The sequence below is a fragment of the Acinetobacter sp. AR2-3 genome, assembly GCF_001878775.1.
GTDB lineage: Bacteria > Pseudomonadota > Gammaproteobacteria > Pseudomonadales > Moraxellaceae > Acinetobacter > Acinetobacter lwoffii_D.
Genome location: NZ_MJIQ01000046.1, coordinates 1 through 21,301, shown reverse-complemented (window position 1 = coordinate 21,301; position 21,301 = coordinate 1). Strand labels below are relative to the sequence as shown.

The following is a 21,301-nucleotide window of genomic DNA, read 5'->3' as shown; positions in this document are numbered from 1 at the left end:
TTTTATAACTGTGATCCAATAAAGAAATGTAAACGAATCGGATAATTGTCATCAGACAGTCCAGTCGCAACATCTATACGTATTGGCCCAATCGGTGAAGCCCAACGTACACCCACACCCGCGCCATATTCGGTCGGATTACTGAATTCTTTATTATAGGCATTTCCGGCATCTGCAAAGACCGCAGCACGCCAGCCTTCCTTAAACTGATAATTATATTCTAATGAAGCCACGCCCAAGGCCTGCCCGCCCACTTTAAAGCCGTCAATTTCCGGAGAAAGGCTCTTGTAGTCAAAACCGCGGATACTCTGGTCACCACCGGTGAAATATCTCAGGTTATACGGTACTTTGGCAAAATCTTGAGTAAAAATATAACCCGCGTCGGCACGCCCAACAAACTGATGGTCTGCATTTTCACCCAATGAATAGATAAAACGCCAGCCCGCATTCACAATGGCCATATCTGCATCAGAGAGTAAAGCCTCACTGCCCAGTTCAATCTTATAGGTCTGTTTGAAGCCTTTGGTTGGGTTGACCCGACGATCGCTCTCGGTACGTGAGACTTCATAACCGACTAATAGGGATTGCTGCTCATCTTCGGTATTAAAGCGAAAAGCTTCAGGAATCTGGTTAAAATCGACAGAACCATCCTGCTTCAAACGATCCAGACGATAACGTGCGCCAAAAGTCCGCTGCCAGCTACCACGTGGATTTTTAATAATCCGGTCTGCACCTAAGACTGCCGATTCAATCAACAGGCCTTCACCCTGTGCGACGCCTTCACGCTCTTCACGCTCATACCCCCCCACAATACTGACATAGTCATTCAGCGGATGGTGATAGGGAATATTATAACGTCCATCAATCGACTGACGGATGCCTGATAACTCGATGTTGGCATCAAATGAATGTCCGCGCTTGTTTACAATGGCACGGCGATATTGACCACGTAAACGGATATCGGTATCTGTGCCATAACCCAGACCCACTTCAGCACTATTTAAGCGGTCTGCATTTAAAGTCACAATCACTGGAATCTTTTTCTCTTCCCGTGCCTGTATTTTTAAACGGTCCTGTTCATTCTCTTTGCTTTGCTGCTCAACCCGCAAAGTTCTTAAATTTGCATTTTCCTGATCGCGGGTACCGGCAAACTGGTCTTCATCTACGACATTCTGAGTCACTTCCTGAGAAGAGGATACCGAGCGAGCAGGTGGCATCGTAGCAGCCTGATCTTCACTCCGTTTCTGTTCTTCAATCAGGCTTTGAATATCGGGTGCCAGTTCCAGCTCTTTATCAAGCGGATCAGGGCGAATCGCATCTACCAGTGTATAATTGAAATAGCGTGAGTTGGTTAGGTTGTTGGCCAGGCTATTCACCCGCCAGAAGGTATAATCTGCACCCTCTGTCCAGGGAACCAGACTTTCCAGTACGTCACGGTCCAGCGGAAATTCCTTTTCAGGATCACTCATTCTGAACTCGACATTACCCAGCTTGTAACGTTCGCCGGTTTCAAAACGCAGGTTCACATCGGCGGTATTTTGTGGCTGGGCAATCTTTACATCATGCAGACGCCAGAATGAATCAAAATAACCATTGTTATTGGCTGCAGTAGTAATCCGTGTTTTGGTTTTTTCATAATTGCCATGATTGAAAATATCGCCTTCTTCCTGTTCAGGCAAAAGACTGATGACCTGGAATTGTGGCTGTTCGGCGCCCTCTCCAGTAAATTCAATATTTTGACTGCTAATCAGGACAGGTTCATTCGGGGTCACAAAAACCCGAACCCGACTGTCAGAGATTTTTTCAAACTTGAACTGGGCATTATAATAGCCCACCGCCTGCGCTGCCTGTCTGGACAGGGTGCGTAATTGCGGCAACGCTGAATTAAAGTCACCAAAAGACTCCTGAGTAAAACTGGATAATTTGGCTTTAACATTATTTCTTAAGTTCAAATGGCCTTCAGGTACATCTTTACGATTCAGCATACCGTTGCTTTGCGCAACACCTTGCCCATTCATGATCACCACATCGGCACTAATTCGAGGAACTCTTGCGGTCATGATCTGACGTGGAGGACGGATTTTATAAAATAGTCGTTTAAACAGATTCGGACGTTTATCATCCTCAGCAACCAACTGACCCGGCACTTCTGGCAAGGTCAATCCGGCTTCATTATTTTTTACAATAATCTGGCTGTCTGCCTGAATCGATTGCATCAACTGATCGACATTAACCGGCGCCTGATTAATTTCCAGCAGTTCTTGCTGGCTGATATCAGCCACCACCGTTTCACTGGTCTGACTATTGCGATAGTTTTGTGCTTCCTGTTTGGCTTGCTCGGCTACCTGATAAATTTCATTGGCCATGTTCTGATCAATAGTCTGTACTGGCAGATCTTCCAGATCATCAAACTCGATCGGCGTAAATTCATCCAGACCAGATCCTGCATTTTGCTGTTGTTCCAGCATCAACATGCTGTCAACTGGCACTTCCGGCTCCAAGGCTTCTTCGATTTTTTCTTCTGCTTCAGTTTCAGACGTGGCCACCCCCTGACGAATCGCTTCTTTAGATAGCTCGTCCACCATTTCTGCCTGAGAAATGGCTACGGGTGTTTCTGGCTGTTCGGTTTGTGCCATGCTCTGATGGGATAACATCATAAAAAAGATGCTCATACACAGCTGCATACCACTATGCTGTGGTATGAGAGGCCCCATACTGCGATTTAGCATCGTTTTTTTAAAATTTTTCTTTGCAGGCATAGCAAACTCTAAACGAATACATTCTTTAATTGATTATTTGACCGAAAAATATAAGCTAAGGAGCTTAATTAATTGGTTTTTACCTTTACATGGCTGAAAGTATCTTACATGATTTTTCTCAATGTTTACGCATAACTGACATTTCTTAATAAAACTTAATGTAGCACGGCCTATATGAACAAAAATGAACATTTGTTAGCTTCTCGGCGCTTTTTACCGATGTTTCTGACGCAGTTTTTTGGTGCATTAAACGATAATGTATTTAAACAGGCGTTACTGCTGGTCATTACTTATGGCTGGATTCAACAGCAATCGGCCAGCATCAGCACTTTAAATAATCTGGCGGCTTTACTGTTTATCTTGCCCTATTTTATTTTTTCAGCCACGGCCGGTCAGATTGCCGACAAATACGAACGTTCACAGCTGATTCGCTATCTCAAGCTTCTGGAAATTGCCATTATGTTGCTGGGAACTGTCGGTTTCCTCATGGGCAATTTATGGATTCTGTTATTTGCCCTGTTCCTGATGGGCACCCATTCCACTTTCTTTGGCCCGATCAAATATGCGATTTTACCTGAAGTCCTGAAACCGAATGAACTGATGTCCGGCAATGCCCTGTTTCAGTCCGGAACTTCTCTGGCAATCCTATTCGGTATGATTCTGGGCGGTGCAGTCATTGCAGCTTCCGCCGGCAACCTGATCTGGATCAGTTTAACCGTCATCAGCATCGCCTTGATTGGTTATATATCCAGTCGCTATATCCTGAAACAAAGTATTCCCGCGCCTGAGCTGCAAGTTGACTGGAATTTCTTCCGCACCAGCTTGCAGACCTTGAAATATGCCAAAAGCTTACCTCTGATTTTTACCATTTTACTGGGCAACTCATGGTACTGGTTTTATGGTGCAACCTATCTGACCCAGATTCCTCAGCTGACATTACAAAATCTGCATGCATCTGAAAATGTCGCCAGTCTCCTCTTAACCTTTTTTTCTGTCGGAATTGGTCTGGGTTCATATTTATGCCGAAAAATTGGTGGCAGTGAAGTCAATATCAAAATGGTGCCTTTTGGTGCGATTGGTCTGGTGATCTTTGCCCTGTATCTGGCCGCAAGTCTGGCCTTTGTGCCAGTACGTAGCGGCGAGTTAATCGGTCTGGCCGAAGTGTTTCAGCAAGGCTGGAGTTATTATCATGTAATGCTGGCTGTCACCTTGCTCGGAATAAGTGGTGGTTTTTATATTGTTCCGCTCTATGCCATGATGCAGGCGCATTCGCCTCGCTCACATCGTGCGCGGGTGGTTGCAGCAAATAACATTTTGAATGCCGTTTTCATGGTATCTTCTGCTATATTCTCGATTATTATTTTAAGTGTTCTAGAGCTTGATCTTAAAATACTTTTTTGTATTACCGCAGTATTGAGTGGCCTGTTTACCTTATGGCTGCTTTTCCGACTCAAACCCATGATCAAAACTGCGAAAGCACCCTTGGAGGATTAATTCATGCGTCAATATACAGGTGTCGATAAGCTGATTCATTCTTTTGATCAGGCATTACGCAGTCTCGTCCCGGGCACGACATCGGCACGACGTGAAAATCCGGCCCAACCGGTAGAAACACAATTAACGGTCAGTGATGCACGTCATGTAGCAGGTTTAATGCGGGTCAATCATAGTGGTGAGGTTTGCGCACAGGCACTGTACCATGGTCAGGCGATGACGGCGAAACTCCCGAATGTACGTCGTGAAATGGAACAGGCAGCGATTGAAGAACAGGATCACCTGGCTTGGTGTGAAGACCGCTTAAAAGAACTGGATAGCCATACCAGTCTGCTCAATCCGGTCTGGTACGGTCTTTCCTTCGGTATGGGTGCAATTGCCGGGATCGCAGGCGATAAATACAGTCTGGGTTTTGTGGCTGAAACAGAACGTCAAGTCAGCATGCATTTACAACATCATATTAGTCAGTTGCCACCGCAGGATGAACGTTCTCGTCGTATCTTGGAACAGATGAATGAAGATGAACTGCATCATCGGGATACAGCTTTAAACGCTGGCGGTGTAGATTTACCCGTTCCAGTCAAGATCGCCATGACCGGCATTTCCAAGTTGATGACCAAAACCAGTTATTTTATTTAAATAAGACGGTTTCAGTTTGAGCCCACTCATTTGTGGGCTTTTTAATATGTGTCAAATCTTGAGCGAGATAATAGTAACTCAAGGCATATAGCGATCTTATTACTTATAAGCTCTATAAAATAATAGAGAGTCCCCCACAGCATCCTTTAATCTTTTTTGCTCATTTCAGAAAGCAGGTCCAGCTGGATTTCCTGAATTTGCGCCAACCGTTCCCATTGATGCAGCAACAGATGATCTAATTTTTCATGCAAATGCTGAATTTCCAGTTCGGCTTTTAAGTTGATCTGATAATCATTTTGCGAACGTAAGCGGTCTTTGGCTTCCTGTCTGTTCTGGCTCATCATAATAATAGGTGCCTGAATCGCCGCGAGACAGGACAGGATTAAATTCAACAGAATAAATGGATAAGGATCAGCAGGTCGTGTCACCATCACCACAGTATTTATCGTAATCCACAGGCTCAAAAAGATTGCAAAACAAATCAAAAAGGTCCAGCTTCCACCAAAAGTTGCAATTTTATCAGCGAGCCTTTCTCCCAAAGTCCACTTTTGCTCTAAGGTTGTTTCCACATTTTTGGTAATCAGTTCATGCTGATGCATGCTATCAATCACTTCAAACTCAAGATCAGTCACTTCACCCTTTTCCGAACTTAATAATGAATGTACATACTGTATGCGGTACCGGGTTAAATCTGCCTGGCAAATATAATCTTGCGGTGTCCAGCCTGGAATATCCCTGGCAATCTCTTCGGTAATGACTTTTCTGACTGTTCCCATCGGAGTGAGATTTTTCAGAAGAAAGTGCTTGCCGCATACCAAGCATTTATGGCTTTCATGTTTTTCTTTCATGATGATTCTCTTTTTAAACCAGCTCACTCAGCTATTATTTTGTTCGATATATTTGATTTGCTTTAATCATTTTTACCATTCGTAAATCAATTATGTATCAAGTGCGTCTGATTTCTTGAACTTATGAATCTCACTTCGATTTTATCTTGGATTGATAAAAGGCTAAGCCAAGCGCACGATGATCAGATCATTCAAGATAATTTTCAGATCGATTCAATCCTACTATCTATACATGACTTAAATTTACTATAATCATGATGATAATAAAAAAGGGGCTTCATTGTGCGCCATTCATACCATCTTGAAAAACATTATATCGAACGCGCGGGTTGGCTTCGTGCAGCTGTACTGGGGGCAAATGACGGGATTATTTCGGTCACCAGTCTGGTGGTGGGTATTGCAGCCAGTGGAGCATCCACGGAAATTCTATTGGTGACCTGTGTTGCCGGATTGATTTCTGGCGCCGCATCAATGGCGGCCGGTGAATATATTTCGGTTAAATCCCAGCAAGATATTGAAACCAATGATCTACTCATGGAAGAGCGCGAACTGCAGCGCCATCCCACGCATGAGTTAAATGAGCTCAAAACGATTTATATACAACGAGGTCTGGAACCTGCTTTGGCACAACAGGTCGCTGAACAGCTGACCGACCATAATGCCTTGGATGCCCATGCCCGGGATGAAATTGGTATTTCAGCACCTACCTCTGCCCAACCCTTTCTCGCTGCATTTTCTTCGGCTATGGCATTTACGGTAGGTTCATTATTTCCTTTAATTTCAATCATGATTTTACCGGAACATTATCTGGATAAAGGCGTCATGCTGATTGGTGTTTTAAGTTTGGGGATGATGGGCGCACTGGCAAGCTATGCCGGTGGAGTAAGTGTCTGGAGAGGTGCAGTTCGGGTCATGCTCTGGGGAATTATCGCCATGTTATTCAGTGCATGGATCGGATCATTATTTAATGTGTCTGTTGGCTAAATATATGTTTATTTTTTTAGTTAGACACAGAATAGGATTGAGCGGTTCTTCTATTAACATCACTGAAAAATGTTTTTCAAAAAACTAGCGGCTCTAACAAAACTTGAGTTTAATTAATATATATTCGGTTTTAATTTAGATGCTTAAAACTTAAGATTTATGCCTGAGAGGTATTGTTATGGAAACTACGATCATTCTTGCCATCTTGGCGATCATTATCGTATTACTGATCATTTTTTATAACAAGAAAAAGTGAAAGAGCGATGATTCATTTCTTGATACTTTGAGGATTTTTATTGATCTTAAAATACATTTCAGAGCTTTAAATCAATCAAATATTAATTCCCTCTTGGATCACATAAAGAATTCCAAGAATTAAAATGACCGAAACCAAGATTTCTAATATTTTCATTTTTAAATGATTCCTAAACTCCACCTGAACCATCTTATCTGAATTTTTCTTTTACTCTAAAGACAAAAAAACTGCACCATAAAAAGCCTGATCTGGCTTGATCAGGCTGGTTAATTATTCTTACTGGATAAAATGTATTAGCAAAAAATTAGGTGATTTGATTTAAATCAGCTGTTCAACTGTTGGGAAGCTATGTGATCCATGTTCGAACATGGCATCATGCCAGATATCAAACATAGGCACTTTCACATCCAGAGCCAAGGGCAACTTTTTTTCATTAAACTGCATATGTTGAAGATCTAATCCCCAGGCAATCAAATCAACATCCAAAGTAATCTGATGAGATGGACGTACTCGCCCTGATGCCTGTTCCAGCTGTTTGAGCAGCTCAATCAGGCCTTCACTAGACACCGAACTTCGCAATAAACACGCTGCATTCCAGTAATCTTCGCCGATGCCATCGCGGCAAGGAATCATATAAATGGGAGAAAACTGAACTTCTCCCCATTCAGAAATACGTTGCTGTGCAGCTTGAAAATGTTGCTGAGGATGACAATTACTCGCTAATGCTAGGGCGAAAATCGTTTCGGTGGCGTTCAAGACGTATCCCTACAGAATTGGCTTGCGCGATAATGGCAGGCTTACGGATCGTAATATTAATCGATTCAATTGCTGTAAAGGTAGTAAAAAGTGCATTCAGCACTAACTTTGCTGCATGTTCAATCAATTCAGGCTTGGCGTCTTGAATGACTTTACTGGAAATCTCACAAATTTCTGCATAATTCAACGTATCTGCAAGTGCATCTGAGTTTGATGCCTGTTCTAAATCGGTTTGAATGATCAAATCCAGCATTAAAGGCTGAATAATTTGACGCTCCCAGTTAAAGCAGCCCACGACTGTCTCAACCTTTAAACCTTCAATAATAATGGCGTCCATTGGATTGCTCGAGAATTTAATACTGACCACATCCCCCTCAAGCTCCTTTACAAAGGGAGGAGCTTTTAAAGTCCCCCTTTTAAAAGGGGGATTTAGGGGGATTTTTCCAAGTCTAGATAGGGTTTAAGATTAATGCTTTAACAGCAGATTCGGATCCATGCTCTGCACCATCTGCAAACGCTGATCGGCATAGATGTCGGTATACGGCGCCAGAATACGCATGAAACGGTCGAAATACAGCATTTGCTTGAACAACAAGGCAAAGTCACGCGGGAAGCGGATCCCGTGACGTTCACCCACAGCCACCATATCCATCATGATATCGTTCAGGTCAGCAGGGTTGGACGTTAACAATTCCTGCGGATCCGCCATCAATACACCGCTAAATAAACGTTCCAGATCAGCAGCCAAGACTTTGGTGTCAATCTGCACAGCGGTCATGCCCATTTTCAGCATGTTTTGCGCCATCAGCTCATAATTGGTATGTTGCAATGAATCCATAAATGCCATACATGCCGTCCATACTTCAGGCTTAAGCTGACCCACAATACCGAAATCAATAAAACCGACACGGCCATCTTCGAGCAGCATCAGGTTGCCTGCATGCAGATCGGCATGGAAGCTGTTACACATCATCAAGCTGCCAAACCAGGTATTCATCGCCGTAATCAGTACTTGAGATGGATCTTTGGATACTTTTTTGACGACTTCAAAATCTGTCAAAGGCACACCGTATAAACGCTGCATGGTCAGCACACGACGGGTCGAATATTGATGATAAACCTTCGGTGCAGTGGCTGCCTGATTGTTGGTGATATTCAGGTAATTGACGAAATCATCCAGATTTTGTGCTTCTTCGATAAAATCGACTTCGCGCACCATACGGGTTTTGATTTCTTCGACAATGTCAGCCAGTGAAGCAAACTTGACTTTTGGGACTGCTTTTTCCAGTAACTTGGTCGCCCAATGCAGCACATTTAAATCGGTATATAAAATGGTTTCTACACCCGGTTTTTGTACTTTAATCACCACATCTTCGCCAGACACCAGTTTGGCTGCATGCACCTGGGCAATGGACGCAGAGGCCAATGGCGTTTCATCAATCGATGCAAAGATTTCGTCCAGATTACGACCCGCAAATTCAGAGGCCAGTACTTGCTGGATATAGCTGAACGGCAAGCGTGGAGTCTGATCCAGACAACCCTGAAACTCTTCAACATATTCACGTGGAAATAGTGACGGCGTGCTGGCAATAAACTGACCCAGCTTGATATAAGTTGAACCTAAGGATTCAAAAGTTTCACGCATCAGTTTGGCATTGCTCGGCTTTTCAGTGGCATATTTAAAGCCCGCCTTTGCCGCAACGACTGCTGTTTCTCCCATACGGGCAACTGAACGTATTCCATCTAACCAGATATTGTTTTTCATAATGTCTTAGGAAAAATTAATTAGACGCAGTGTAGCAAAAAAATTTCACTTTGCAGGCTTATCTTGCCTGACAGATTGGGCAATCTGTATCTTTTTCGAAAGTCAGAATCCGTTGCTTAAAACTCATGCCATCCCAAAGCAGCAGTTTTTGTCTGAGGGGCATCTGGCTCAATCCCAGATATAACAAGGCATGATGTGCCTGCAAACTGGCCATCACATTCGGGGTAGTCGCCAGTACACCGGAGTCTGCACAGCGCAAACTTTCATCGGCCTGATTTTCTGGCGGGAACAGGCAGGCATAACAGGCAGAATCCCCTTCGACCATAAACAGCTGGCCTTGCAAGCCAATCGCAGAGGCACTCAATAAGGGCACATTCAGCTCCACGCAAATGTGATTGACCAGATAGCGTGTGGCAAACTGATCACAGCCATCCAATACCAGATCCTGATGCTCGATCACACTTACTGCATTCTCAGCCGTTAAAGCCTGATTGATATATTCAACTTGTACATTCGGATTAATCTGGCCCAGTCTTTTGGCCAGAGTTTCTGCCTTATAAAATCCAATATCCTGCGGCATAAATGCCAGTTGTCGCTGTAAATTACTCATCTCGATAGTATCTGGATCGATCAGGGTGATTTTCCCTACACCTGCGCGCGCCAGAAGTTCTGCCAGTGCACAGCCAATTCCGCCACAACCAATAATACAGACATTAGAAAATTTCAGTCGCTCCTGCGCATCAATATCCCAGCCATCCAGAAGAATCTGACGGCTATACAGATGCAGTTCAGCATCGGTGAGTTCGAATTCTGGGGATATGGCATCCATGTTAAATGTAGACAACGTCTTTCCTTGTTTCGAAAATTTTTAACAATGATCGCAAAAATTAGCTTTACTGAATTTTTTAAGGACTGATAAATCTCTGGAATATCAATCTCACATTCAATTCACAGCACATCAATAAATGGTTCGGCCATCGTTGATGGCAACTAGCATATCAGCTAAACGCTCGGTATCAAGATGCAGCGGCTATGGCTTGGCAAGATTTTTTGAATCACCTCAATTCAATGGTTCCGGCAAACAGCTTTTTCTCATTTATAAAAGGTGTCAAACCTGAAGTTTTTAAAATCTTTGCTATTGAATTACCCTGTAAATAGAACTGCCTTGTTTAGCAATTCTGTAGTCTCTGCCTGTATTTGAGTATGAAAATGTATGAGTTCAGTGAGACCTAAGGCATCTGTCTCTAAATATGATTAATCTGAAAATACCAAGCAATCTTTTCAGCTTTCATAAAATCGTATGGAGAACATACATGACCGAGCATAACAATACTCAACATGATAATCGTGAAAAATTATGGGAATTGATCAAGGATGTCCGTTACACCATGATCAGCCATTTAACTGATACACATGAAATACACTCCCAGCCGATGACCATGCTGAACTCCGAACAGATGAACGAACGTCAAAACTTATATTTCATCCTGCGTAATACCAATGATCTGGTCAAAGCAGCAGAAACTGGCCGTGGTCAAATTGGCCTGTCTTTTGCAAAACCATCAGATGGTATCTATGTGTCGATCAGTGCTCATGCCCAGATCAGTACTGACCGCATTCTGATTGAACAGTTGTGGAATCCGTGGGCAGAAAACTGGTTTGAAGGCAAGGATGATCCGACCGTACGGGTATTGATTGCTGAAGCAGTCAGCGCAGAATACTGGAATGTCACAGATAACAAAGTTACCCAGCTTTTTAAAGCCTTAAAAGGCGGTGTTACCGGCGAAGCGGGCGAACCGCATGCAGAACATCAAAAAGTGAATCTACAAAGTAATATCTGGTAATGAATGAGATTTAGCCTCTTTATCTTAAGAGGCTAAATTTTTGATATATTTAATTTTAAATATTAATGTAATTTTACTGTAATGACATAAAAAATTATAATTTTTGCTTGCCTTAATCTGCTCTCTTAAAAATATAAGTTTGGGAAAATCAGCTCAATATCTGATTAAAATTTAAGTAGCAGATTTATTTCTTAAAAAACCAAAAGGCTGCTATGGCAGCCTTTGAACATTCAATCAAACAATTAATTTGAAAAATTAGCTGACTCGCTTCATCTCTTGAAGTTTGGCAACTTCCTGCTGTTTGAGTAAATTTCGCTGAATCTTGCCACTCGATGTTTTAGGCAAAGATGCCACAAACTCAATCTCTTTCGGATAGGCATGTTTGGATAAGCGTGAACGTACATAACTTTGCAGTTTCAACATCAAATCTTCAGTAGCTGGATATGCTGATTTAAGTACTACAAAGGCTTTCACAATTTCAGTACGTTCTGGATCTGGCTTGCCGACGACTGCAGATTCAAGCACTTCTTCACATTCAAGCAAAGTACTTTCTACATCAAAAGGCCCAACCCGATAGCCCGAAGTTGTAATGACATCGTCTGCACGCCCAATAAAATCAATACCGCCATATTCATTCAGCTTCACGGTATCACCAGTGAGATAATACTGCCCGACAAATGACTTGCGGTTGTGGCCTGCATAGCCTTCAAACCACATCAACGGTGAAGCTGCACAGTCAATTGCCAAGGTTCCAATCCCGCCTTTTTCTACTTCCTGATGTTCTTTGTCCAATACAGCAAAACGATGCCCAGGAATAGCAAAACCGGCTGAACCAACTTTTTTATAATGCTCCAAGCCATGATGATTGGCGATCACCATACCCAGTTCAGTCTGTCCATATTGATCGTAAATATTCACACTTAAATCATGATTGAACCACTGAATCACTTCAGGCGTGAGCGGCTCACCTGCACTGCTTACCACGCGTAAATGCGAACTGATGCCTGCATCAAATTTTTCTTTAAAACCAAAGAACATGCGAAATGCGGTTGGCGAACCGGTCAGGTTACTAACCTGATATTTTTGAATGATTTGTACGGCATTATCGACACTAAAGCCACGTTCATCCATGATGATGCTGTGCCCTAAACTGAGCGGCCCTGCAATGCCATAATACAGTCCATACGCCCAGCCCGGGTCTGCCAGATTCCAGAAGGAATCTTCATCTCGCAGATCTACCGCGTGCAGCATATAGCCTTTAAAGGCCAACAACGCTTTTAAAGGCACAGGAACCGATTTTGCCAAGCCTGTCGTACCTGAAGTAAACATCATCAGGAAAATATCATTAAACTGGCAATTTACCGGTTCAAACTCTTCCGGTTGCTGCTGTAAGGCTGTCCAGAAATCAGCATCTTGATAATCATCTGCCGCTGTTTGATGCACAGTCAGAATATTAGGGACATTGAGATCATGAAGTTTCAGTCGCTGCTCTTCATCAGTAACAATCAACTGGGTGCCAGCGGTACTGATGCGATGTTCAATGGCTTTGCTTTCAAAGGCAGTAAATAAAGGTTGGTATATGGCACCGATACGCCAGGTGGCCAATATGGTAATTAAGAGTGCTGGCGTTCTTGGCAGCAATCCTGCAATACAGTCACCGGCTTTTAAACCCAGAGAATGCATATAATTGGCCAGCTGTCCTGAAGCTACGGCCAGCTGTTCAAAGGTCCACTGCTCTGCATCTCCGTTTTTGCCTTCCCAAATCAGTGCAGTTCGGTTTTGACCCAGGTAGCGACCACAGCATTCGGTATACGCATTGATGTTCTCTGCGTTTCCAACCAGATGTTCTTGAACCATATTTTCAAAATTAAAATCAGCATATGCCTGTTCTAGTGTCTTCATGACGACAACCTCTTTCCTGTTGTAGTTTTCAGGCGACCTTGCCTGAGTTTGTCCATTTGTATTTGTTGTTCTCGCTGATTCCATCAGCATACCGCTCTCAAATCTTTATTCATGCCTTATAACTAAAAACATAAATCATGCTTCTCTGCTTATATTCTGAGTACTACATGTGTTTAGCTAATAACCTGGTTGCTTTATCCTGGCAATTTCCATATCCATCAATTGAAATGCCGGGTTTGAACATCGGCCAAAGTATTTTTTCAATCAACCTCAGCGCTGACAGACTTCACGCGCAATCACCAGACGTTGAATATCCGATGCACCTTCATAAATCTGGCTCACTCGCACATCACGGTAAATTCGCTCGACCGGAAAATCAGAGACATAACCGTAGCCACCATGAATCTGGATCGCATCCGAGCAGACTCTTTCTGCAATAGTCGATGCAAACAGTTTTGCCATCGATGCTTCTTTTAAACACGCCAAGCCTGCATCTTTTAATGTTGCAGCATGCAAAACGAGCTGACGTGCGGCTTCAATTTGTGTCGCCATATCTGCAAGCCTGAACGCCACAGCCTGATGTTGCACAATTTCTACACCAAAGGCTTTACGGTCATTGGCATATTCCACTGCAGCATCCAGTGCAGCCCGAGCCATACCGACAGATTGTGCCGCAATGCCGATCCGACCAGACTCAAGATTTGATAAAGCAATTTTATAGCCTTCACCTTCCTGACCCAGCAGATTGGCAGCCGGAATCCGGCAATTATCCAGAACGATGGTCGCGGTATCGGAACAATGTTGACCCATTTTCTCTTCTAGGCGTGACACGATATAACCCGGTGCATCGGTCGGCACCAGAAAGCATGAAATACCTTTTTTCCCTGCCGATTTATCGGTCACAGCAAAGACTAGTGCAATCTGTGCGTGTTTACCTGTCGTGATAAACTGCTTGGTACCATTTAGCACCCATTCATCGCCATCGCGTTCGGCTTTACACTCCAGCGAACTGGCATCCGAACCGGCCTGAGGTTCCGTCAAGCAGAAACAGCCTAGCCATTCACCTGTTGCCAGTTTAGTCAAATACTGCTGTTTTTGTGCCTCTGTGCCATAACGCTGGGTGATACCACAAGGCAAAGAATTCTGCACACTGACAATCGTCGAGATTGCACCATCACCTGCAGCGATCTCCTCTAGTGCCAAGACTAGTGAAACATAATCCAGACCTGCACCGCCCCATTCTTCAGCCACTGTCATACCCAATGCGCCAAGCTCACCGAGTTCTTTAAGTTCTTGTGCTGGGAATTGTGCAGTTTTGTCGCGTAAGGCCGCTGTCGGTTTCAGTTTCTGCTGCGAATAATTGCGCATCATGTCCTGAATCATTTTTTGTTCATCATTTAAAATCATTGAACTTCCCTTTCTATATCTATTTATTTACTTCAAGCTTTTTACTATTGAGATCGTTGGCACGTCGGATAAGGCGGCATGGATGTCGCCTGCGAAACTGAGATACAGGGATGTATCTTCAGTTTCGCAAAGGATTTTTGTTTCTTTTGATCCTTCAAAAGAAAATGCATGCTTAAGCAAATTCATTTAAATTCAATGAGAAATTGGTAGCTGTGCAAATCATCATGTCCTATATAAATCGAAAACTTATTTAGGCTGCATACGGATTGCGCCATCCAAACGAATGACCTCACCATTCAAATAACTATTTTCAAAGATATGTCCCACCAGCTGGGCAAATTCCTGTGGTTTGGCCAGACGCGATGGAAATGGCACCATTTGCCCCAAAGCATCCTGGACATTTTGCGGCATGCCTTTCAGCATCGGAGTTTCCATAATGCCCGGCGCGATGGTCATGACACGGATCGCTTCACGAGCCAGTTCACGTGCCAAAGGTAAAGTCATTGCGACGACTGCACCTTTGGATGCCGCATAGGCAGTCTGACCAATTTGACCGTCATAAGCGGCAACTGAAGCAGTATTCACAATCACGCCACGTTCTTCTTCACCCGATTGCAACTCATATTTTGCAATTAAAGCCGCCGCATGACGCAACATATTAAAAGTACCATTTACATTAATATTGAGCACTTTTTGAAACATGGCTAATTCATGGATGCCGTTACGACCCAATACTTTGGCAGACGGTGCAATCCCGGCACAGTTGATCAAGCCATTCAGTTGACCATACGTGCTTTCAACATAAGCGAAGAAACTTTCAATGGCTTGTTCATCGGTAACATCGAGCTGTACAAACTCAGACTGTGCACCCAGTTGCTGCTGTAGTACTTCACCCTGCTCCTGATTCATATCGACCAGAATCACTTTGGCACCGTGTTCAACCAGATGAGTCGCTGTGGCTGCACCCAAACCTGAGGCACCACCGGTGATCACAATAACTTTTCCCTGAATGTTCATGTTTATTTCCTAGCGATTTTTCTATTTCAGATACGACTTAATATGCAGAGTAAACAGAGTTTTTATTCTGTACAATTTCCAAATATTGCATCTTGCATGATGTATTTGGACAATGAAAACAAGGATGTCAGACTGAATATGCATAAGCCTGCACTGGAATATAGCAAAGGCACCATCTCGATTGACCTGGTGAACGAAGCATTGCTGGATGCCAAACGGCTGCAATTTGATATCCCTGCCATTCTGAAAAAAGCCAATATCCCAGCAGAAGTATTGAATGCTCCCAAGGCACGCGTTTCTGTTAATCAATTTGCCCAATTATGGACTGTACTTGCAGACAGCATGAATGACGAATTTTTTGGCATGGACAGTCATGCCATGCGTCGTGGCAGTTTTAAATTGCTTTCGAAAATGGTTATGCAGGCAGATACACTGGAAAAAGCCGTGCAACACATTCTGCAATTTCTCAACCTGGTTTTGGACGATCTGCAAAGCACGCTCATGGTTGAGGAACACTATGCCTATATCGTAATTTATGATTTAAAAGCAATCAAACGCATGTTTAGTTATGCGACTTATCTGATGCTGATTCATACCCTGATCTGCTGGTTAAGTGGACAACGGATTTTGCTTAATCAAATTCAATTGAAATGTGCAGCACCACTGGATGATTTCGATTACAAAGTCCGTTTTTGTGAACAGATTGAATATCAGGCCAGCGAAAACTATGTGCAATTTGATGCAAGCTATCTGCAACTGCCGATTAAACAGGATGCTCAGTCCTGGTATCAGTTTATTCAACAAACACCACAAAATTTATTGGTGCGTTTTAAAAATCCCTATGCTTTAAGCACCCAGATTCGCCGACAATTGTTACAGGTTTCACCGGCAGAATGGCTGGAACTGAATGAACTGGCCTTAAAAATGAATATGTCTGAAGCGACCATGCAACGGCGTTTAAAAAGTGAAGGTGTCAGCTATCAACAGTTAAAAAATGAGATACGCCGGGATACCGCGATTGAGTTACTGACTCGTACTGAACAAAGTTTACAAGAGATTAGCGATCAGCTTAATTTTCAGGAATCCAGTGCATTTCATCGTGCATTCAAAAAGTGGACTGGCGTCAGTCCAGGCGCGTATCGGCAAAATAATATTAGATAATTTATATAAACTTAGACTTCAAAAATGTCAAAGAAAGAGACTTGTATTCTAAGCATTTATTTTTATTATAATTATATATTTCAAGCCCTAAAACATATATTAGCAGGACTACACAGTCACCCGGAAAGCTTTGCAATTTACCCGAGAATAGATTATTTTTCATTCAATTTATAGCACTTTTGCTATTGGCTGTACTCTCCATTTTCCTTTCTAGTTGAAGGTATCTCCATGTTAAAGATGACTGATGTGCTTGGGCAAAATCTTGTCCAAAACTTCTCTAAAGCTTTATTTTCTTCGACTGATCTAATTACAGAACAGTTGAATCAAGGGATTTTAAATGCATCGGATGCAGAACTGAAAGATGCAATTTTGCACTTCTTTAACCAAGTAGATGCTGTGGAAGCGGCTCAGGCCCTTGAAATTCCAGCAGAACGTATAAGTGGATTACAGGAAGGTATCGCCTTGAAAGATGAAAAATATCTGGCAGATACTTTGAAAGTTGTGGCACTTTGTCTGGCAATGGAAACTGGCAGTTTGGATCAGGTAGAAGTCTATGACTGTCTACAAGACTATCCAATGTAATTATTTTTAAAAATTCCTCGAAAGCGGTGCTCTGGCATCGCTTTTTTGTTTTTAGTTATACTGCGTTGGCATCATGTCATTCAAAATACTTAAGGTTTCAAATGCAGTCAGGAATTTATAAAGAAAAAATCCAATAAAAAAGCGACCAATGTAGTCGCTTTTTTATAGAAAAAGAATTACAGATTAATGCGGCCATTGCGCCAAAGTCACACGATCATTCCCGCCATAATCTTTAACCGTGCGGACTTGCTTATAACCCGCCTGTTTAAATAGATGTTGTACGGCATCTGCCTGATCATAACCATGTTCAAGCACCACCCAACCATTCACAGTCAAATGCTTCTTGGCTTGCAGAATAATCATTTCAATATCGGCCAGACCTTTTTTATCTGCCACCAGCGCACGTTCCGGTTCAGTCGCCAGATTCTGCATATGCACATCATCAGCGTCGATATAAGGTGGATTCGATACAATGGCGTCAAAGAATTGACGGCCAAATGGCTTCAGCCATGAACCCAGAACAAATTCTACATTCTCAATATCATGTTGTTCCGCATTATATTTCGCCACCTCAAGCGTAGGCTCGTAGATATCGGAAGCGGTTAGTGTCCAGTTAGAACGTTCAGATGCCAGTGATAAGGCAATTGCACCAGTACCTGTCCCCAAATCCACCACACGGGCATCTTCAGGCAGATCTAACTTCAATACCGTCTCAACCAGCACTTCAGTATCCGGACGTGGCACCAAGGTATCTTTGGTCACTTTGAGGTCTAAAGTCCAGAATGGCTGTGAACCAGTAACATAAGCCAAAGGTTCGCCAGCAGCAATACGCGCCAACCCATCTTTATACGCTTGTTCCTGTTCCGGCGTTAATTCCTGATCTTTTTTCATCAGCAGATCAAATGAATCAATCTTGGTGATGTGTTCCAGTAACCAGGCATTTTCCTGACGTTCATAACTTTCAGCTTCGCCGCGTAAAGCCAAGGCTTGTAAAATATTCATTATCCACCATTCTGCTGTGCAAGCATGGCCAATTGATCCGCCTGATATTCGCGATGCAGGCTGTCCAGCAATTCAGTCAAATCACCTTCCATCACGGCATCCAGCTTGTATAAAGTCAGGTTAATGCGGTGATCTGTCATACGACCTTGCGGATAGTTATAGGTACGGATACGTTCTGAACGATCCCCCGAACCCACCAGGTCACGACGCATTTCCGAGGTTGCTGCATCTGCTGCTGCACGTTTGGCATTTTCTAAACGTGATACCAGCAGTGCCATCGCTTTGGCCTTGTTCTTATGCTGTGAACGCTCTTCCTGACACTCCACTACGGTGCCGGTTGGAATATGAGTAATACGTACTGCAGAATCGGTTTTGTTAACATGCTGACCACCTGCACCTGAAGCACGATAGGTATCAATGCGCAAATCAGATGAGTTGATTTCAACCGAGGTATCGACATCAATTTCAGGAAGAATCGCAACGGTACATGCTGAGGTATGCACACGGCCTTGTGATTCGGTCGCTGGTACACGCTGTACACGATGCGCACCACTTTCAAATTTTAGACGACCGTAAACCCCGTCACCATTAATCAGGCAGATGACTTCTTTATAGCCGCCATGTTCGCCTTCATTTTCAGAAAGGATTTCAATACGCCAGCCTTGGTTTTCCGCATATTTACTATACATACGGAATAAATCGCCAGAGAAAATCGCTGCTTCATCGCCACCGGTTCCCGCACGAATCTCCAGATAAGCCGAGTTGGCATCATTCGGATCTTTCGGAATCATCAAGATGTTCAAGTCTGCTTCAAGCGATTCAATTAAAGCTTTATTCTCTTTAATTTCTTCCTGTGCCATTTCCTTAAAGTCCGGATCTGACAGCATGGCCTGAGCCGTTTCGATGTCTTCTTCAGCCTGTCTATACTTGGTCCAGACATTGGTAATTTCTGTTAAGTCATTATGCTCACGTGACAATTGACGGAAGCGCTTATTATCAGAAATGACTTCTACATCAGCCAGTAATGCGGTCAATTCTTCATGGCGGTCAGAGAGTTGGTCTAATCGTAAACGTAACGATTCTTTCATTTTCTAAAAAATCTCAAACATAGGCTGTGACTAAAAACCGATTTAGCACAGCGAAATCAAAAAATTGCGCCTAGTTTAACGACTCTGGCTTCTAATGAACATCATTATTGAGTAAGTCCGCGTTGCTATCATTCATGCTCTACAGCATTTGTTAACAAATATGATTAAAAACAGTGGAATTGCTTTTTTTATAGTCGATCTTATTCTTATTTCTTGCTGATTTTACAATTCGCCAAATAAAGCAGGGAATTATGAAGAAACATCTTCATATTGTTTTGGGCATGATTTGTTACATTTTCCGCATCGAAATAACTACAGTCCTGTAGATGGACACGGAGTGATGACATGAAACTCAATGCACTTTTAATGAGTACAGTTTTAGCTGCTGGTTCAATGATGACCGTAAACGCACATGCCGACAGTACAGCGCGTGTTGCAGCAGCAAGTGCTTTAGGTAGTGTTGCAGGTACAGCATTAGGTAAAAACATGGGCGGTAATACTGGTGCAACCATTGGTGCTGCTTTAGGTGGTGCTGGCGGTGCAGCAGTTGCAAGCAGCAAGAAAAACCGTACTGAATCTGCCATTGGTGGTGCCCTAGGTGGCGGTGCAGGTTATACCGTAGGTAAAAATATGGGCGGTACTAACGGCGGTTATATCGGTTCAGCTTTGGGTGCTGCCGGTGGTGCTGCACTAGGTAACAAGATTGCCAAAGATAAAGCAGCTGAAAAACGCTCTAAACACTGGAAAAAACGTTACCGTTAATTTGCGCTCAGGCTGTTTAGACCAGACGCTACATTTAACATGAAAAGCATCTTTTGGTGCTTTTTTTTTATTACTGTTTCATAACATGAAATTTCAAGTAATACATGGAATTATCCTGTCCACATCATGAATAAATTAAGGAGATAAAAATCACAATTCGCCAACATTGCCTTCATGCTGTTTGGCGCTTGCTAGATTAAATTTATCTCATCAACAAAATATAGCTAGATATATAAAAGGTGTCCTCATGAACTATAAATCTCTAATGATCGCTGTCGTAGCAACCTCAGCCATGGGTATGACAGCTGCCAATGCAGGCAATACAACCAATACAGCTTTAGCTTCTGCTTTGGGTGGTGTCGTTGGTGCCGCAGTCGGTAATAAAATGGGTGGTACAACTGGCGCAACAATCGGTTCAGCGATTGGCGGTGGTGCGGGCGCCGCAGTAGCAGCAAATAAACGTGACCGTAATGGTGCGATTATCGGTGGTGCTTTAGGTGGCGGTGCAGGTTATGCAATTGGCCGAAACATGGCAGGCACCAACGGTGGTTATATCGGTGCGGCACTGGGTTCAGCAGGTGGTTCAGCTTTAGGTAAGAAAGTCAGCGAAGACCGTCGTTATGATGACCGCAGCGAACGTCGCTATAACTCTTCTCGTAACTACCGTTATAACGATTATCGCTATAACAACCGTCGTCGTTAAGATTCTCTCCCCTTATTCTTTCCTCCTTTATAAGCATCTAGGACTTACGCATTGAGGGATTTAAAAAAGTCTCAAACTACTTTATAACGTATCTGTGATCAGACGAACTAAACATGCTTCTACAGCAACTTGTACATTACCCATTTATATGGGCTTTCTCATGACAGAACCAAACTCTATTAGCTGCACACAACTTGCCGAGACTTATAATATCTCGCATGACAGTGTAAATCGCTTTTTGGAGCGTGAAGACTACACAGCTCGCGATCTATATCAAGAAGCCTGTCTCTTATACACATCTGACGCTGCCGACGATCTTACGCGTGTAGATC

Annotated in this window: 19 protein-coding genes and 1 pseudogene; 9 read left to right on the top strand and 11 right to left on the bottom strand. The window is 43.2% G+C overall.

The annotated features are described in order from the left end of the window. Window positions 1-2: 2 nt before the first annotated feature. Window positions 3-2,759 (bottom strand): autotransporter assembly complex protein TamA, encoded by a 2,757-nt coding sequence (locus tag BFN00_RS08820; protein WP_044108885.1) that lies wholly within the window; start codon window positions 2,757-2,759, stop codon window positions 3-5. Window positions 2,760-2,933: 174 nt separating this feature from the next. Between BFN00_RS08820 and BFN00_RS08815 the strand changes: the two genes are divergently transcribed. Continuing rightward, window positions 2,934-4,253: an MFS transporter gene (locus BFN00_RS08815; RefSeq protein WP_044108883.1), complete on the top strand. Its 1,320-nt coding sequence runs from the start codon at window positions 2,934-2,936 to the stop codon at window positions 4,251-4,253. 3 nt (window positions 4,254-4,256) lie between these two features. Beyond that, complete coding sequence (gene coq7, locus BFN00_RS08810; protein WP_004645382.1) at window positions 4,257-4,892, top strand: 2-polyprenyl-3-methyl-6-methoxy-1,4-benzoquinone monooxygenase; 636 nt, start codon at window positions 4,257-4,259, stop codon at window positions 4,890-4,892. A 146-nt stretch (window positions 4,893-5,038) separates the two neighbouring features. Here the strand turns inward: coq7 and BFN00_RS08805 are convergent, their stop codons facing one another. After that, on the bottom strand, window positions 5,039-5,740 hold the full coding sequence (locus BFN00_RS08805; RefSeq protein WP_004278763.1) for a DUF1003 domain-containing protein: 702 nt from the start codon (window positions 5,738-5,740) through the stop codon (window positions 5,039-5,041). A gap of 282 nt (window positions 5,741-6,022) precedes the next feature. Between BFN00_RS08805 and BFN00_RS08800 the strand changes: the two genes are divergently transcribed. Next, window positions 6,023-6,724 carry a VIT1/CCC1 transporter family protein gene (locus BFN00_RS08800; RefSeq protein WP_044108881.1) on the top strand — a complete coding sequence of 234 codons (702 nt, stop codon included), beginning with the start codon at window positions 6,023-6,025 and terminating at the stop codon, window positions 6,722-6,724. A gap of 574 nt (window positions 6,725-7,298) precedes the next feature. On the opposite strand, the gene BFN00_RS08795 is transcribed toward BFN00_RS08800, so the two are convergent. The 4 genes from BFN00_RS08795 to BFN00_RS08780 form a co-directional block, all read right to left on the bottom strand. Further along, window positions 7,299-7,736 carry a 2-amino-4-hydroxy-6-hydroxymethyldihydropteridine diphosphokinase gene (locus BFN00_RS08795; protein ID WP_044108880.1) on the bottom strand — a complete coding sequence of 146 codons (438 nt, stop codon included), beginning with the start codon at window positions 7,734-7,736 and terminating at the stop codon, window positions 7,299-7,301. Next, complete coding sequence (gene folB, locus BFN00_RS08790; RefSeq protein ID WP_004278766.1) at window positions 7,693-8,073, bottom strand: dihydroneopterin aldolase; 381 nt, start codon at window positions 8,071-8,073, stop codon at window positions 7,693-7,695. The genes BFN00_RS08795 and folB overlap by 44 nt, the downstream gene beginning before the upstream one ends. Window positions 8,074-8,202: 129 nt before the next feature. Continuing rightward, entirely contained in the window at window positions 8,203-9,501 is a 1,299-nt protein-coding gene (locus BFN00_RS08785; protein WP_004278767.1) for an ABC1 kinase family protein, read from the bottom strand. Window positions 9,502-9,559: 58 nt separating this feature from the next. Next, window positions 9,560-10,330, bottom strand: coding sequence for a HesA/MoeB/ThiF family protein (locus BFN00_RS08780; protein ID WP_044108879.1), 771 nt, complete (start codon window positions 10,328-10,330; stop codon window positions 9,560-9,562). Window positions 10,331-10,814: 484 nt separating this feature from the next. On the opposite strand from BFN00_RS08780, the gene BFN00_RS08775 reads away from it, so the two are divergent. Then, the gene (locus BFN00_RS08775; RefSeq protein WP_044108878.1) at window positions 10,815-11,345 is read left to right on the top strand and encodes a pyridoxamine 5'-phosphate oxidase family protein; all 531 of its coding nucleotides are present in this window, start codon (window positions 10,815-10,817) and stop codon (window positions 11,343-11,345) included. A gap of 255 nt (window positions 11,346-11,600) precedes the next feature. On the opposite strand, the gene BFN00_RS08770 is transcribed toward BFN00_RS08775, so the two are convergent. From BFN00_RS08770 to BFN00_RS08760, 3 genes are all read right to left on the bottom strand, one after another. After that, window positions 11,601-13,247, bottom strand: coding sequence for an AMP-binding protein (locus tag BFN00_RS08770; RefSeq protein WP_044108877.1), 1,647 nt, complete (start codon window positions 13,245-13,247; stop codon window positions 11,601-11,603). Between the two features lie 270 nt (window positions 13,248-13,517). Continuing rightward, on the bottom strand, window positions 13,518-14,654 hold the full coding sequence (locus tag BFN00_RS08765; RefSeq protein ID WP_044108876.1) for an acyl-CoA dehydrogenase family protein: 1,137 nt from the start codon (window positions 14,652-14,654) through the stop codon (window positions 13,518-13,520). Between the two features lie 246 nt (window positions 14,655-14,900). Beyond that, the gene (locus tag BFN00_RS08760; protein ID WP_044108875.1) at window positions 14,901-15,671 is read right to left on the bottom strand and encodes a 3-hydroxyacyl-CoA dehydrogenase; all 771 of its coding nucleotides are present in this window, start codon (window positions 15,669-15,671) and stop codon (window positions 14,901-14,903) included. A 138-nt stretch (window positions 15,672-15,809) separates the two neighbouring features. Between BFN00_RS08760 and BFN00_RS08755 the strand changes: the two genes are divergently transcribed. Together BFN00_RS08755 and BFN00_RS08750 are read left to right on the top strand one after the other, a co-directional pair. Beyond that, the gene (locus tag BFN00_RS08755; RefSeq protein ID WP_201771448.1) at window positions 15,810-16,832 is read left to right on the top strand and encodes an AraC family transcriptional regulator; all 1,023 of its coding nucleotides are present in this window, start codon (window positions 15,810-15,812) and stop codon (window positions 16,830-16,832) included. A 228-nt stretch (window positions 16,833-17,060) separates the two neighbouring features. Further along, window positions 17,061-17,414, top strand: a complete 354-nt coding sequence (locus tag BFN00_RS08750) for a hypothetical protein (RefSeq protein ID WP_044108873.1) — start codon at window positions 17,061-17,063, stop codon at window positions 17,412-17,414. 183 nt (window positions 17,415-17,597) lie between these two features. On the opposite strand, the gene prmC is transcribed toward BFN00_RS08750, so the two are convergent. Both prmC and prfA read right to left on the bottom strand, forming a co-directional pair. Continuing rightward, window positions 17,598-18,416, bottom strand: coding sequence for a peptide chain release factor N(5)-glutamine methyltransferase (gene prmC / locus BFN00_RS08745; protein ID WP_044108872.1), 819 nt, complete (start codon window positions 18,414-18,416; stop codon window positions 17,598-17,600). Then, window positions 18,416-19,504: a peptide chain release factor 1 gene (gene prfA / locus BFN00_RS08740; RefSeq protein ID WP_004645400.1), complete on the bottom strand. Its 1,089-nt coding sequence runs from the start codon at window positions 19,502-19,504 to the stop codon at window positions 18,416-18,418. Before prfA ends, prmC begins: the two co-directional genes overlap by 1 nt. Before the next feature lie 345 nt (window positions 19,505-19,849). On the opposite strand from prfA, the gene BFN00_RS08735 reads away from it, so the two are divergent. The 3 genes and pseudogenes from BFN00_RS08735 to BFN00_RS08725 form a co-directional block, all read left to right on the top strand. Further along, on the top strand, window positions 19,850-20,266 hold the full coding sequence (locus tag BFN00_RS08735; RefSeq protein ID WP_004645401.1) for a glycine zipper domain-containing protein: 417 nt from the start codon (window positions 19,850-19,852) through the stop codon (window positions 20,264-20,266). A 247-nt stretch (window positions 20,267-20,513) separates the two neighbouring features. Next, a complete protein-coding gene (locus BFN00_RS08730; RefSeq protein ID WP_044108871.1) occupies window positions 20,514-20,969 on the top strand; it encodes a hypothetical protein in 456 nt (151 codons plus the stop codon). A gap of 94 nt (window positions 20,970-21,063) precedes the next feature. Then, window positions 21,064-21,301, top strand: a pseudogene (locus tag BFN00_RS08725) (hypothetical protein); the annotation flags it as partial.

Coding starts and splice junctions, on each gene's coding strand:
- BFN00_RS08820 (WP_044108885.1), bottom strand. CDS start 2,759: ATGCCTGCAAAGAAAAATTTTAAAAAAACGATGCTAAATCGCAGTATG.
- BFN00_RS08815 (WP_044108883.1), top strand. CDS start 2,934: ATGAACAAAAATGAACATTTGTTAGCTTCTCGGCGCTTTTTACCGATG.
- coq7 (WP_004645382.1), top strand. CDS start 4,257: ATGCGTCAATATACAGGTGTCGATAAGCTGATTCATTCTTTTGATCAG.
- BFN00_RS08805 (WP_004278763.1), bottom strand. CDS start 5,740: ATGAAAGAAAAACATGAAAGCCATAAATGCTTGGTATGCGGCAAGCAC.
- folB (WP_004278766.1), bottom strand. CDS start 8,073: ATGGACGCCATTATTATTGAAGGTTTAAAGGTTGAGACAGTCGTGGGC.
- BFN00_RS08785 (WP_004278767.1), bottom strand. CDS start 9,501: ATGAAAAACAATATCTGGTTAGATGGAATACGTTCAGTTGCCCGTATG.
- BFN00_RS08780 (WP_044108879.1), bottom strand. CDS start 10,330: ATGGATGCCATATCCCCAGAATTCGAACTCACCGATGCTGAACTGCAT.
- BFN00_RS08775 (WP_044108878.1), top strand. CDS start 10,815: ATGACCGAGCATAACAATACTCAACATGATAATCGTGAAAAATTATGG.
- BFN00_RS08770 (WP_044108877.1), bottom strand. CDS start 13,247: ATGAAGACACTAGAACAGGCATATGCTGATTTTAATTTTGAAAATATG.
- BFN00_RS08765 (WP_044108876.1), bottom strand. CDS start 14,654: ATGATTTTAAATGATGAACAAAAAATGATTCAGGACATGATGCGCAAT.
- BFN00_RS08760 (WP_044108875.1), bottom strand. CDS start 15,671: ATGAACATTCAGGGAAAAGTTATTGTGATCACCGGTGGTGCCTCAGGT.
- BFN00_RS08755 (WP_201771448.1), top strand. CDS start 15,810: ATGCATAAGCCTGCACTGGAATATAGCAAAGGCACCATCTCGATTGAC.
- BFN00_RS08750 (WP_044108873.1), top strand. CDS start 17,061: ATGTTAAAGATGACTGATGTGCTTGGGCAAAATCTTGTCCAAAACTTC.
- prmC (WP_044108872.1), bottom strand. CDS start 18,416: ATGAATATTTTACAAGCCTTGGCTTTACGCGGCGAAGCTGAAAGTTAT.
- prfA (WP_004645400.1), bottom strand. CDS start 19,504: ATGAAAGAATCGTTACGTTTACGATTAGACCAACTCTCTGACCGCCAT.
- BFN00_RS08735 (WP_004645401.1), top strand. CDS start 19,850: ATGAAACTCAATGCACTTTTAATGAGTACAGTTTTAGCTGCTGGTTCA.
- BFN00_RS08730 (WP_044108871.1), top strand. CDS start 20,514: ATGAACTATAAATCTCTAATGATCGCTGTCGTAGCAACCTCAGCCATG.